Genomic DNA, 12,668 nt, shown 5'->3' with positions numbered 1-12,668 from the left:
GCGCGCCCGGCCTCTTGCCGCCACGCCCACGCGTTCCGTAGGCAGGGCCCATGACCGGTCATGATCACCCCCGCCCCGAGTCCATCTCCGCCGCCGTGGACGAGCAGATGCTGGCGGACTTCCTCAACCAGCACCTGCTCGGCTCCCGCTCCGGTGTGAAGGCGTTCCGCGCCGCCGAGCAGACCTGGGCCGGCACCCCGCAGGAGGCCGCGCTGCGCCGCCTCGGCGACGCCGTCCAGGACGACCAGGACCGCCTCGAGGCGCTCATCGGCGAGCTGGGCCTCCGCACCCCGCTGGTGGACCGGGCCGCCGGCGCGGCGGCCGAGGTCGGTGGACGTCTCAACCCCGTGAACGCGCTGCGCACGCGCGGGTCCGGCTGGACGCAGATCGAACTGGACCTGCTGCAGGGCATGCTCCAGGCCAAGTCCGCGATGTGGGACGTCCTCGAACAGCTCGCGCCGCACCTGCCGGCGGTCGACGCCGCCGAGATGCAGGCCCTGCGCCAGAGGACCGCCGACCAGCAGCGCGAGGTCCAGCGCATCACCTCCGCCACCCTCGAGGGACGGTTCCTGGCCGGCTGAGGCCCGGGCTACTCCTCGCCCGTCTGATGCTCCCCGGACCGGCCGCCGTGCACCTCGGCGGGCAGCTCGTCCACCGGCGCGACGACGACGTCCTGCAGCTTCCAGTCCAGCGCGGCGATCGCGTCCCGCAGCGCGCAGCAGCGGGCCACCGTCACGTCCGCCCCCTCGTGCGGCACCACGAACATCTCCACGTGGAACACGTGGCCCTCGTCTCGGACGCGGGCGCCCGCATGGCGCACCCACGGCTCCGCCCAGGCGACCCGCTCGGCACGGTCGATGAGCGGGTGCGGCCGGGCGCCGTCGATCGTGGCGGCGCGGCGATCCGCCAGGTTCGTGACGGCCTCCTTCAGGTTCTTCCAGCCGTCCAGCACGATGCTCACGCCCACGAAGATCGCCGCAGCGGAGTCCGCCCACCACCAGCCCAGGCCGATGCCGGCCACGCCGACGATGGTCGCCACGCCCGTCTGCCAGTCCGCCTTGTTCATGTCCGCGTCCGCGTACAGCACGCGGTCGTGGAGCTGCTCGGCCAGCTTGAGCTTCTTGTGGCCGAGGATCATGGGCCCGGGCACGGACAGGGCCATCACGGCCATCATGAACCAGCCCTGCCACACGGTGTGCCCGAACAGGTCGAACGTGCCGATGGGCGGGTGCTCCGCCGTCACCAGGCCCAGGAGGGAGTCGCCGACGAGGACCACGCCCATCACGGACAGGGCGACGGCGGCCACGAGGTGCCCCACCCCGACGGACCGGTGAGAGCCGTAGGGCCGGGCCCGCGTCGGGGCCATGCGGGCCACGCGCAGGGCGACGAGGAACGCGATCGGCGGGATCAGGGAGAGCAGGTCCTCGATCCACGCGGCCCGCATGGCCTGCGAGGAGCCCATCACGAACGCCACGAGGACGATCGTGACCACGATCACCCCCAGCGTCGCCCATTCGAGCCGCTTGGCCTGCTGGACCACGCGCTCGATCTCCGGGGGCAGCTCCGTGGCGCCGAACCGGCGCCCGCTCGGCCCCGTCTCCCGGGTGTCCCGCCGCGTCATCGGGCCTCCTCCGCTGCGCGCTGGTCGAAGTACGCCTCGAGGGCCGTGAGCATCTGATTCTCACCCAGGGGCACGGCCATCACGAGCTTCACCGGCTCGCCGTCCGGGCCCTCCGCCTCGGCGTAGTCGCGGGTGATGCTCGCGTGCGACGTCCACGGGGACGCCGAGGTCAGGCCGCCGGCCACCAGGTCCATGTCGCCCTTCTCCAGCGCGGTCATGAGCGCCTCCTCCCCGGCCACGGTCCACTCGACGCGTGCGTCGTGCGCCGCGGCGAAGCCGCGGATCAGGTCGGGCTCGGGGCCGACGGGCTCGGCGCCCGAGACGTCCACGTGAGGCGGGTGGTGCACGACGCCGACGCGCAGCACCCCGCCCGTGACGCGGTCCAGGGTGCCGTCCGGGTCGGCGGGATAGCCGGAGGAGGTGCAGGCGGTGAACCCGAGGGCGGCGCTCCCGAGCAGGCCCGTCAGGGCGGCCCGGCGGGTGAGGGTCCTCGTCCTCATTCCGTGGGCGAGTGCGAGCGGTGCCCGGCGTTGCCGAGGCCTTCGGCGCCGTCGAGATGGTCGAGCACGAGGCGGACCGCCTCCCGGGCGTCGGTGGTCTCGGACCAGCCGGTCGCGGCGCGCAGGGCCGTGGTGTCCATGATGGGCACCGCCGCCGCCATGTCCACCCACCCCGGGTCGGTGGGCTGCAGCCGTGCCCGGTAGGTCAGCGCCGCGGCCGCTCGGAACAGGCCCACGGGCAGCTCCAGGATGCGGCGCGCCCCGAGGACGGTGCCCATGGTGTGCGCGTCCAGCACGGGTTCGGCGGCCACATTGAAGGCCCCGCCCGCGCGGTGGGCGATCACGCGCCAGTACGCGTCCGCCACGTCCTGGGCCGTGAGCGCCTGGAATCGCAGGCCCCGCGGGAACGGCAGCACCGGAGCGCGCAGGCGGGCGACCAGCCGGGCGGGGACGAGGTCGCCCAAGAAGTAGTCCTTGATCTCGGGCCCGGCGGCGGACTGGAAGATCAGCCCGGGGCGCAGCCGGGTCACGAGCATCTCGGGGTGCTCGGCCTGCACGCGGTCGAGGATCGACTCGACCTCGGCCTTCTGTGCGGCGTAGTGCGAGGTGGGGACCCCGGTGGTGGGATGGGACTCGGCCACGGCGCGGCCCTTCGGGCCGGGCCCGTACGCGCCCACCGAGGACGCGTAGACCAGGTGCGGCACGCCCGCCTCGGCCACGGCCCGGAACACGCGCTCGTTGCCGGCCACGTTGACGGCGCGCAGGTGGTCGCGGTCGCGGTTGGGGCGGATCACCCACACCAGGTCGACGACGGCGTCCGCGCCGGCGACGATGTCGTGCAGCCGCCCCGCCGCCGTGGGCTCCGCGACGTCCAGGCGGTGCCACTCGACGCCGTCGTAGGGCGCTCCGGCCCGGTCCGGGCCGCGCCGACTCACGCCCACGATCGAGCTCACCTCGTCCGCGGCCTGGAGGCGGTGCAGGACAGCGGTGCCCACGTTGCCGGTGGCGCCCAGGACGACGATCCTCACGGCTTCAGGACCACCTTGACGCAGCCGTCCTCCTTCTTCTGGAACGTCTCGTAGAGGGCGGGGGCATCCTCGAGCGGGGCGGTGTGCGTGGTCAGGTCGAGCACGCCGAGGGGGTCGGACGGGTCGTCGAGCAGGGGCAGCAGGTCGTCCACCCAGCGACGGACGTTGCACTGGCCCATCGTCAGGGTGACCTGCTTGTCGAACAGGGTGAGCATCGGCATCGGGTCCTTCATGCCGCCGTAGACCCCGGAGATCGACACCGTGCCGCCGCGCCGGACCGCGTCGATCGCGGTGTGGAGGGCGCTCAGGCGGTCGACGCCGGCGGTCTTCATGGCCGCCCGGCCGAGCGCGTCGGGCAGCAGGCCCACGGCGGTGTGGGCCGCGTGCCCCACCGGGGAGGCGTGCGCCTCCATGCCGACCGCGTCCAGGACCGCGTCCGGGCCGCGGCCGCCGGTGCGCTCGCGGAGCACCTCGGCCTCGCCGCCGTCGGCGTCCAGGACCTCGATGCCGTGCCGGGCCGCCATCGCGCGGCGCTCGGGGACCGGGTCGACGCCGATCACCCGGTACCCCAGGTGCACCCCGATGCGCGCCGCCAGCTGACCGATGGGGCCGAGGCCGAGCACCGCGAGCGTGCCGCCGTCGGGGACGTTCGCGTACTGGACCCCCTGCCAGGCGGTGGGGACGACGTCCGAGAGGAACAGCCACTGCTCATCCGGGCCGGTGTGCGGCACCTTCACGGGGCCGTAGTCCGCGTGGGGCACGCGCAGCAGCTCGGCCTGTCCGCCGGGGACGGAGCCGTAGAGCCGGGAGTAGCCGAAGAGTGCGGCGCCGCAGCCCTGCTCCCGCACCTGGGTGGTCTCGCACTGGGACTGCAGCCCGCGCTGACACATCCAGCACCGGCCGCAGGAGATGGTGAAGGGCACGACCACCCGGTCACCGGGCCGGATGTGGGTGACCTCGGACCCGACCTCGCGGACGATGCCCATCGGCTCGTGGCCGATCACGTCGCCCGCGTCCATGAACGGCCCCAGGACCTCGTACAGATGCAGGTCCGACCCGCAGATGCCGGTCGAGGTGACCTCGATGATCGCATCCGTCGGCTCCTGGATCCGCGGATCCGGGACGTCCTCGACGACGACGTTGCGCTTTCCCTGCCATGTGAGTGCTCGCATGGTGCGACCGTAACCGCGTCGGGCGGGCCGGCGGAAGCGTGCAGGCGCGGCGGGGCCGCCACCTCACCGGGGGAACGGCCGCTCAGCCGGCGCGGCCGTCCAGCGACGCGCGGGTGCGGGCGGCGGCGTCCAGCACGACCGCGCGCAACGGGGCCACCGCGTCATCCGCGTCCTCACCCGCGGCCGGCGGGCCGGCCAGGGCCTGTGCCTCCACGCGACGCTGACGCGCGGCGCCGCCGTCGTCGATCATCGCCTGGACGCCGGCGAGCTCCGCCGCGCATCCCAGCCGCTCGGCGACCGGGGTCAGCCGCTCGATCTCCGCCGGCAGGTGCTCCGCCAGCGGGACCTGGGTGCCCCGGGCGTCCACGATCACGGTGGCGTCCATGCCGTACCGGGCGGCGCGCCACTTGTTCTCCTGCACGTGCCACGGCGGCAGGACCTCGACCGTCTCACCGCGCTCCAGGCTCGCGGACAGGTCGTCCACGAGGCACTGCGTGTAGGCGGTCACGGCGGCGATCTCCTCGAGCGTGGCCAGACCGTCGCACGCGCGCATCTCCACCGTGCCCAGGCGGGGCACGGCCCGCACGTCCCAGCGGCACTCGGTGACGTCCGCGATCATGCCCACCTGCTCCATCTGGGCCACGCAGCGCTCGAAGCCCTCCCACTCCTGGAACTGGAACGGCAGGCCGGCCGTGGGCAGCTGCTGGAACAGGAGGGTGCGCTGGGACTGGTAGCCCGTGTCCGTGCCCGCCCAGAAGGGGGAGGAGGCCGAGAGTGCGAGCAGGTGCGGCACGCGGTTGACCAGGCCGTTCACCACCGGCATGGCCTTGGAGACGTCGTCCAGGCCCACGTGCACGTGCACGCCGAAGATCAGCAGCTGCCGACCCCAGTACTGGGTGAGATCCAGCATGCGGTCGTAGCGCTCGCTGGGCGTCGAGGGCTGCGCGATCGCGTCCGCGAACGGGTGCGTGCCCTGGCAGAACAGGGAGATGCCCCGCTCGGCCGCGGCGTCCGCCACACGCGCTGCGATCCGGCCGAGGTCCGCCGTCGCGGCGTCGACGCGCTCGTGCACACCCGTGACGAGCTCCACCGTGTTCTGCAGGAGCTCGCTGGTCATGTGCGGGTTCACGTCGTCCTCGGCGAGGCCCTCGGTCACATGCAGGGCGCGCAGCAGGTCCGGGGCCTCGGAGCGCAGCTCGCCGGACACGGCGTCCACGAGCGCGAGCTCCCACTCGATTCCGAGAGTGGACTGCGCGGAGTCGGCGAAGGGCAGAGTCATGCCGCCCATCCTAGAAGCCCGTGCCGGGCCTGCGCCCGGGGTCCACGCTTCGGACCTAGGGTGGGGCGGATGGCCCGCCCCCGCCCCTGTCTCTTATACCCATCTAAAAAAAAAAAATCTGAAATCGTTTCATAGTTACTGTATGTTTTGTCATAAAAGTTATCAATCATTTTCATGATAATACAGACGTGTATAAGAGACAGCCACCGCCCTGGCCCCCGTCCTCGAGCCGGAGGGCCGCGCGCTGCTCGACTCCCTCGCCGGGTACCGCGAGGCCGACGCGCTCGCGGTCTCCTCCCGCCTGCGTGCGGCCGGGCATCCTCCGGAGCGCGTGGCCGCCGCGCTGACCCAGGCCGCGCTGCGGTCCCGGGCGGAGGCCCGCCTCGGGCCGGAGGCGCGCCGGATGCTGTTCACCCGCGACGGCCTGGAGCAGGCCACCCGCCCGCTGGTCGCGAGCCTGCACGCGGACCGGCTGGCGGCCGCGGGGGCCCGGCGCGTCGCCGACCTCGGCTGCGGTCTCGGCCTGGACGCGCGCGCCTTCGCCGACCGGGGCCTGGACGTCGTGGCGGTGGAGCGGGACGCCGTCGTCGCCGCGGCCGCCGAGGTGAACCTCGCCGGCCACCGCGGTGCGCACGTGGTGCACGGCGACGCCGTGGCCTGGGCCCGCGCCCACGTGCCCGCCGAGGCGGACGCGGTGTGGCTGGACCCCGCCCGCCGTCAGGTCGGCGGGGGCGGGTCCGCGCGCGTGTTCGACCCCGAGGCGTTCTCCCCGCCCCTGAGTGTCGTGACGGACATCGCCGCGACGGGCGTCCCGGTCGGTGTCAAGCTCGGCCCGGGGCTCCCGCACGAGGCCGTGCCGGCGGGCGCCGAGGCCGAGTGGGTGAGCGTCGACGGCGACGTCGTGGAGGCCGCCCTGTGGTTCAACGCGGCGGCCCGCCCCGGGGTGCGGCGGGCGGCGCGCGTCATGACCGTCCGGGGCGGGAAGACGACGACGGCGCAGCTCGTCTCCGGCGCGGACTTCGGCGACTCGCCCGAGGTCGAGGCCGTGGGGGAGGAGGGCATGGCAGGGCTCGTCGGCGCGGTCCTGCACGAGCCGGACGGCGCCGTCATCCGGGCCGGACTCGTGACGGACCTGGCCGCGTCCTGGCCCGTGGCGACGCGGCAGCTGGACCCCCACCTGGCCTACCTCGTCGCGCCCGAGCCGGTGCGGGACGGCCTGGCCCGCGCCCATCGGATCGAGGCGGTGCGCGGCTTCCACCTGGCCTCCCTGCGGCGCTGGGCGAAGGAGACCGGGGTGGGCCGGCTGGACGTGAAGAAGCGGGGCATCCGCGAGACGCCCGAGGAGGTCCGTCGCGCCGTCCTCGGCGGGGCGAAGCCGGGCCGGCGTGGCGGGGCCGGACGGCACGCCACCCTCGTGCTGGCGCGCGTGGGTCGGTCGCGGTTCGCCCTCGAGGTGACGCCGTTGGACTGACGGGGCTCGAGGCCGCGGGCCCCGGGCGGCGGGAGCCGTCGAACCCCCGTTGGGGGATTACGGCACCCTCGTGTACGGTATTCGACTGAGGCAAGGCTCACCTCCACGGGAGCGCGCCCACCACCCCGACTGCTCATCCCGGGGCAGCCCCGCCGCCCAGAAGGAGAACCATGCCGCGTTCCGTCAGCGCCCCCCGCCTCGCCCGTCTCGCCCTGACCTCGGTGGCGGCCCTCGCCCTCGTCGGCTGCTCCGCCGGCGGCGCGGCCACGGGCTCGTCCTCCGCGAGCGCCTCCGGCGAGTCCTCGGCCTCCGCGAGCGCCGCCGGCGGCTCCTCGGCCGCCTCGGGCGGCATCGCGGCCGGGGTCACCGTCACCGACATGTCCGGCGCCGAGGTCACCCTGCCGGAGGAGGTCGACTCCGTCATCGCCACGGACAACCGCACCTTCCGCACGCTGGACGACTGGGGCGTCGAGCTGTCGGCCGCGCCGAAGCAGATCATGTACAAGGGCGAGGGCGGGCCCTCCTACCTCCAGGACGACTCGGTCGCCGACATCGGCAACCACCGGGAGCCGGACATGGAGCTGTTCGTCACGGCCGAGCCGGACGTCGTGTTCAACGGCCAGCGGTTCAACGAGCGCAAGGCCGAGATCGACGAGCTGACCGGCGACGCCGCCGTCGTGGACACGGACTTCGACGTCACGCAGACCCCCATGGACGAGGGCCTGAAGGAGCTGACCACCCTGCTGGGCGAGGCCACCGGCCACGAGGCCGATGCCGAGAAGCTCATCGCCGACTTCGACGCCGCCACCCAGCGCGCCAAGGACGCCTACAACCCCGAGCAGACCGTCATGGGCCTCATCGCCTCGGGCGGCGAGCTGTCGTACGTCGCGCCCAGCACCGGTCGCGCCATCGGCCCGTTCTTCGACATGCTGGGCCTGACCCCGGCCCTCGAGCAGTCGGGCACCGACAACCACCAGGGCGACGACATCTCCGTCGAGGCCATCGCGAAGTCGAACCCGGACTGGCTGATCGTCATGGACCGCGACGCCGCCATCGGCGAGGAGAACGCCACCGCCGCCGAGCTGATCGAGCGCTCCGAGGCCCTCCAGGACGTGACCGCGGTGAAGGAGGGCAACATCGTCTACCTGCCCGCCGACTTCTACGTCGCCGAGGACATCCAGAACCACACCACCGTCATGGAGGACCTCGCGAAGGCCTTCGAAGGCGCGCAGTGATCCTCGACGTGCGTCACCACGTCGCCGACGCCCCGCCCCGGCTCGAGGAGCCGGGGCGGGGCGACCGCGTGTGCTGGGTCCCGCCCGCCGTCCTGCGGCCCGAGCGCACCCGCTGGCAGCGCACCTGGCCGCTGCTGGTCGGCGTCGTGGTGACCGCGGCCCTCATCGTGGTCTCGCTGTTCGTGGGCGTGTACGACGTCGGCGCGGAGGGCGGACGCGAGATGTTCGCCATCACGCGCGTGCCGCGCACGGTCGCCCTCGTGCTGGCCGGCGCCTCGATGGCGATGTGCGGGCTGATCATGCAGCTCATGACGCAGAACCGCTTCGTGGAGCCCAGCACCACGGGCACCACCGAGTGGGCCGGTCTCGGCTTATTGGTGACCATGGTGCTCGTGCCGGGGGCGGGCCTGGTGACCCGGATGGCCGGGGCCATCCTCTTCGCCTTCGTCGGCACCCTCGTGTTCTTCCTCTTCCTGCGGCGTGTGCGCCTGCAGTCCTCCCTCATCGTGCCGATCGTGGGCATCATGCTCGGCGCCGTCGTGGGCGCCGCCTCGACGTTCCTCGCCCTCCAGACGGACATGCTGCAGCAGGTGGGCGCGTGGTTCGCCGGCTCGTTCACCTCCGTGGTCCGCGGCCGGTATGAGCTGCTCTTCCTCGTGCTGATCGTGTGCGTGGCGGTCTTCGTCATCGCGGACCGCTTCACCGTGGCCGGCCTCGGCAAGGACGTCGCCACGAACGTCGGCCTCAACTACGACGCCGTGATCCTCACCGGCGTGGCCATGGTGGCCGTGGCCACCGGCGTGGTCACCGTGGTGATCGGGGCCCTCCCGTTCCTGGGGCTCGTGGTCCCCAACCTCGTGTCCATGGTCCGTGGCGACAACCTGCGCATGAATCTGCCCTGGGTGGTCATGGTCGGCGTGTGGATCGTGATCGTCTGCGACCTGATCGGGCGCACCGTGATCGCCCCGTTCGAGGTGCCCATCTCGCTGATCCTGGGCCTCGTGGGCGCGATCGTGTTCCTCGCCCTGCTGCTGAGGCAGGCCAAGCATGGCTGAGCCGCTCGCGACCGCCCCGGGTCGCCTCCCCGCCCCGCTCGGCGGCGCCACCGCCGCCGGGCCCGTCGACGCCGACGCCCCGCGCCGGTCCGGCGCGTTCGTCACCGCCGCCGAGCGCCGGAGGTATGCGGTCGTCGTCGCGGTGCTGGCCGCCGTCGCCGTGCTCTCCACCGCCGGGATCCTGCTGTGGGGCAACGAGGCCGAGCCCGGCTCGCGCGCGTTCTGGATGATCGCGCGGATGCGCGTGGAGTCCCTGGGCGTGATCGGGATCGTGGCGTTGTGCCACTCCTTCGCGACCGTCACCTTCCACACGGTGACGGGCAACCGCATCATCACGCCCTCGATCATGGGGTTCGAGGCGCTCTACACGGCCGTGTCGACCGTCGCCGTGTACGTGCTGGGGGCCGCCGGCGTCGCGGTGCTGACCGGGGTGGGGCCGTTCCTCGCCCAGGCCGCGCTCATGGTGGCGTTGACGACGGCCCTGTACTCGTGGCTGCTCTCCCGGCCCTACGGCAGCGTCCATCTGATGCTGCTCGTGGGCGTGGTGCTGGGCGGCGGGCTGGCCGCGCTGAGCACGTTCATGCAGCGACTGCTGGACCCGAACTCGTTCGACCTGCTGAGCGCGCGGCTCTTCGGCAACATCTCCAACGCCCGGACCGAGTACGTGGCGATCGCCGCGCCCATCGCCGTCGTCGTGTGCGCGCTGCTGTGGCTGCGCTCCCGCCGCCTGAACACGGTGGCGCTCGGCGCCGACGCCGCGACCAACCTGGGCCTGCACCACCGGCGCGAGCTCATGGTGACGCTGCTGCTGGTCTCCGTGCTGATGGCCATGACCACCGCGCTCGTGGGCCCGATGACGTTCCTCGGCTTCCTCGTGGCGACGCTGGCGTACAGCCTCGTCGACACCCACGACCACCGGTTCATCCTCCCGGTGGCCGCGCTGGCCGGGTACGCGGTGCTCACGAGCGCCTACTTCGTGCTGCGGCACGTGTTCTACGCGGGGGGTGCGGTCACGGTGGTCATCGAGCTGATCGGCGGCATCACCTTCCTGGTCGTCGTGATGAGAAAGGGACGTCTGTGATCGAGCTGCGCGGCGTGGTGAAGCGCCACAGCGACGAGGTGTGCATCGGACCCGTGGACCTGGACATCCAGGCCGGGGGAGTGACCGCGCTCGTGGGGCCCAACGGGGCGGGCAAGTCCACGCTGCTGACGATGATCGGCCGGCTGCAGGACGCCGACGCCGGGACGATCGCCGTGGGCGGGCACGACATCACCACGACGCCGTCCCGGAAGATCGCGCAGACCCTGTCCATCCTGCGGCAGGAGAACCACTTCGTGACGCGGCTGACCGTGCGGCAGCTCGTGGGGTTCGGGCGCTACCCGTACACGCGCGGGCGGCTGACCCTGGAGGATGAGCGGCACGTGTCCGACGCGATCGACTTCCTCAACCTCGGCCCGTTCGAGAACCGCTACCTCGACCAGCTCTCGGGCGGCCAGCGGCAGCGCGCGTACGTGGCGATGGTGCTGGCGCAGAACACCGAGTACGTGCTGCTGGACGAGCCGCTGAACAACCTGGACATGCAGCACTCGGTGCAGATGATGCAGCAGCTGCGCCGGGCCGCCGACGAGCTGGGCCGGACCGTGGTGATCGTGCTGCACGACATCAACTTCGCCGCCCACTACGCCGACCGGATCGTGGCGATGGGCGACGGCCAGGTGGTGGAGACCGGCACCCCGGCCGAGATCCTGCGCCCCGAGGTGCTGGAGCGGATCTTCAAGACCCCCTGCAGCGTGGTGGACGGACCGCACGGGCCGCTGGCCGTGTACTACTGAGCCGGGCGACGGTGAGGCCGGCCCGGGTCGGTCCGGGCGGGGGTCGGGTGCCCGGCCGACGCGAGCGTTCCGTGGGCAGAACCCGCCGGGTCTCGCCTTCCGGGGGCAGAACCCGCGTGTTTCCAGGTTCCGTGGGCAGAACCCGCGTGTTTCCAGGTTCCGTGGGCAGAAGCACCCTCGCTTCTGCCCACGGAACCCTGCGCATGGACGGCAGGGCCATACGCGACGACGACGTCATGCATCCCAGCCGTTCGAGACCTGTGCCCGTCGTCTGAGGACGGCCTCGATCACCCGCGCGTATCCCTCGCCGACGTCCCGGCCCGTGACGTGCAGGGTCATCTGCCCACGCTCCGCGTAGTACTGGTCTCGCCGGGCGTCCCGGGCGTGTTGCTCGGCACTCCGGTGCACCTCGCCGTCGTACTGGAGGACGAGCCGGCAGTCCTCGAACCACAGATCGGCCTCGGGGGCGTCCCGCCGCCCGGGGTCGAACACGTGCTGCAGAGCCGGCTCGCCCAGCCCCGCCTCGACGAGCGCCAGCCTCAGCCGGGTCTCCTGCGGCGAGTCGGCACCCACCCGTACGCGCTCGAGCGCCGCCGTCGCCCGCGGTCTTCCGACGAACCGCCCGAGCGGCCGCATCGCCTCGTGCAGCGCGGTGACCGTGGTGATGGGAGGCCGCCGGCCGCGCGGGGACCAGGGGTGACGGACCAGGTGGTCACCCGCCGACACGAGGGATGCCTCGTCCCAGGGGTGGCCGATCGAGCACAGATCGAGCCAGGTCCGTTCCGGCGTCGTCACCCGTAGCCCGAGCACGGAGGTGACGTGGCCGGCGGGCAGGGGTCTGCGGTGCTCCATGACGCCGGGGATCCGCGCCCGTGCGGTGCCGAGGTGCAACGTGATCTCGACGGCGGCGCGTCGCGTGGCCCCGCCCGGGGGAAGCGGGAGGCCGTGGAGGTGCGCCGCCGTCTCGTGGGAGAGGACGGCGTCGGGACGGGACCGCAGGAGGGCGGTCAGCAGGTCGAGGCCGACCCCGTGGTGCGGCGGCGGGAGCCCAGCCGACTCCCAGGTGCGCAGCGGCATGTCACGGCGACGGTGGATGCCGCGGGCGAGGCGGAGGACGTCGGACCGCCGCACCCGGCTGGGCGGTAGACCGCGTTCGAGCACGTCGCGGGTGGTGAAGACGGGGACGAGGGGGAGGTCGGGAGCGAAGGGCATGGGTCGACCCTGACGCGGTCGGTCCGACGGCGGCCGGGCGGGCCGCGTGTCTGTGGACAACGGCGCGGGGTGGGCCGGCTGTGCAGGACTCGGCGACGGCCGGTTGTCCCGTCGGGACGACGTCGTCATGGCTCGGTGGGCAGAACTGCGAGGAGTTCCGCCCACGCAACATCCGTGGGCAGAAGAGAGGGCGCTTCTGCCCACGGAGATCGAAAACCTGCGGATGCTGCCCACGCGGTGGGCGGGGGTGCGGTTTCTGCCC

Annotated in this window: 12 protein-coding genes; 6 read left to right on the top strand and 6 right to left on the bottom strand. The window is 72.9% G+C overall.

Features of this window, described 5'->3' with window-relative positions:
- Positions 1 to 50: 50 nt before the first annotated feature.
- Positions 51 to 581 carry a hypothetical protein gene (locus J1M39_RS03830; protein WP_078025911.1) on the top strand — a complete coding sequence of 177 codons (531 nt, stop codon included), beginning with the start codon at positions 51 to 53 and terminating at the stop codon, positions 579 to 581.
- Between the two features lie 8 nt (positions 582 to 589).
- Here J1M39_RS03830 and J1M39_RS03825 read toward each other — a convergent pair whose 3' ends face one another.
- From J1M39_RS03825 to J1M39_RS03805, 5 genes are all read right to left on the bottom strand, one after another.
- On the bottom strand, positions 590 to 1,621 hold the full coding sequence (locus tag J1M39_RS03825) for a cation diffusion facilitator family transporter (RefSeq protein WP_095353609.1): 1,032 nt from the start codon (positions 1,619 to 1,621) through the stop codon (positions 590 to 592).
- Complete coding sequence (locus J1M39_RS03820) at positions 1,618 to 2,121, bottom strand: ABC transporter substrate-binding protein (protein WP_078025909.1); 504 nt, start codon at positions 2,119 to 2,121, stop codon at positions 1,618 to 1,620. The genes J1M39_RS03825 and J1M39_RS03820 overlap by 4 nt, the downstream gene beginning before the upstream one ends.
- Positions 2,118 to 3,149, bottom strand: coding sequence for an NAD-dependent epimerase/dehydratase family protein (locus J1M39_RS03815; protein ID WP_036338029.1), 1,032 nt, complete (start codon positions 3,147 to 3,149; stop codon positions 2,118 to 2,120). Before J1M39_RS03815 ends, J1M39_RS03820 begins: the two co-directional genes overlap by 4 nt.
- Entirely contained in the window at positions 3,146 to 4,321 is a 1,176-nt protein-coding gene (locus tag J1M39_RS03810) for an alcohol dehydrogenase catalytic domain-containing protein (RefSeq protein ID WP_036338032.1), read from the bottom strand. Before J1M39_RS03810 ends, J1M39_RS03815 begins: the two co-directional genes overlap by 4 nt.
- Positions 4,322 to 4,403: 82 nt before the next feature.
- Positions 4,404 to 5,600, bottom strand: coding sequence for a glutamate--cysteine ligase (locus J1M39_RS03805; RefSeq protein WP_078025908.1), 1,197 nt, complete (start codon positions 5,598 to 5,600; stop codon positions 4,404 to 4,406).
- A 211-nt stretch (positions 5,601 to 5,811) separates the two neighbouring features.
- Here J1M39_RS03805 and J1M39_RS03800 point away from each other — a divergent pair, with 211 nt between their 5' ends.
- The 5 genes from J1M39_RS03800 to J1M39_RS03780 all read left to right on the top strand — a co-directional run bounded on the left by J1M39_RS03800 (position 5,812) and on the right by J1M39_RS03780 (position 11,194).
- Positions 5,812 to 7,071 carry a class I SAM-dependent methyltransferase gene (locus J1M39_RS03800; RefSeq protein WP_206496494.1) on the top strand — a complete coding sequence of 420 codons (1,260 nt, stop codon included), beginning with the start codon at positions 5,812 to 5,814 and terminating at the stop codon, positions 7,069 to 7,071.
- 170 nt (positions 7,072 to 7,241) lie between these two features.
- Positions 7,242 to 8,306, top strand: coding sequence for a siderophore ABC transporter substrate-binding protein (locus tag J1M39_RS03795; protein ID WP_101965837.1), 1,065 nt, complete (start codon positions 7,242 to 7,244; stop codon positions 8,304 to 8,306).
- The gene (locus J1M39_RS03790) at positions 8,303 to 9,361 is read left to right on the top strand and encodes an iron chelate uptake ABC transporter family permease subunit (protein ID WP_206495912.1); all 1,059 of its coding nucleotides are present in this window, start codon (positions 8,303 to 8,305) and stop codon (positions 9,359 to 9,361) included. Before J1M39_RS03795 ends, J1M39_RS03790 begins: the two co-directional genes overlap by 4 nt.
- Positions 9,354 to 10,442: an iron chelate uptake ABC transporter family permease subunit gene (locus tag J1M39_RS03785; protein ID WP_078025905.1), complete on the top strand. Its 1,089-nt coding sequence runs from the start codon at positions 9,354 to 9,356 to the stop codon at positions 10,440 to 10,442. The genes J1M39_RS03790 and J1M39_RS03785 overlap by 8 nt, the downstream gene beginning before the upstream one ends.
- Positions 10,439 to 11,194 (top strand): iron ABC transporter ATP-binding protein, encoded by a 756-nt coding sequence (locus tag J1M39_RS03780; RefSeq protein ID WP_002857584.1) that lies wholly within the window; start codon positions 10,439 to 10,441, stop codon positions 11,192 to 11,194. The genes J1M39_RS03785 and J1M39_RS03780 overlap by 4 nt, the downstream gene beginning before the upstream one ends.
- Before the next feature lie 234 nt (positions 11,195 to 11,428).
- Here the strand turns inward: J1M39_RS03780 and J1M39_RS03775 are convergent, their stop codons facing one another.
- Positions 11,429 to 12,406 carry a hypothetical protein gene (locus J1M39_RS03775; protein ID WP_206496471.1) on the bottom strand — a complete coding sequence of 326 codons (978 nt, stop codon included), beginning with the start codon at positions 12,404 to 12,406 and terminating at the stop codon, positions 11,429 to 11,431.
- Between the last annotated feature and the right edge of the window lie 262 nt (positions 12,407 to 12,668).

The organism is Micrococcus sp. KRD077 (assembly GCF_017168505.1).
In the GTDB taxonomy this organism is placed as follows: domain Bacteria; phylum Actinomycetota; class Actinomycetes; order Actinomycetales; family Micrococcaceae; genus Micrococcus; species Micrococcus luteus.
Note: the sequence above shows the minus strand (reverse complement) of the source record. Positions and strands in the feature narration are given on the sequence as shown.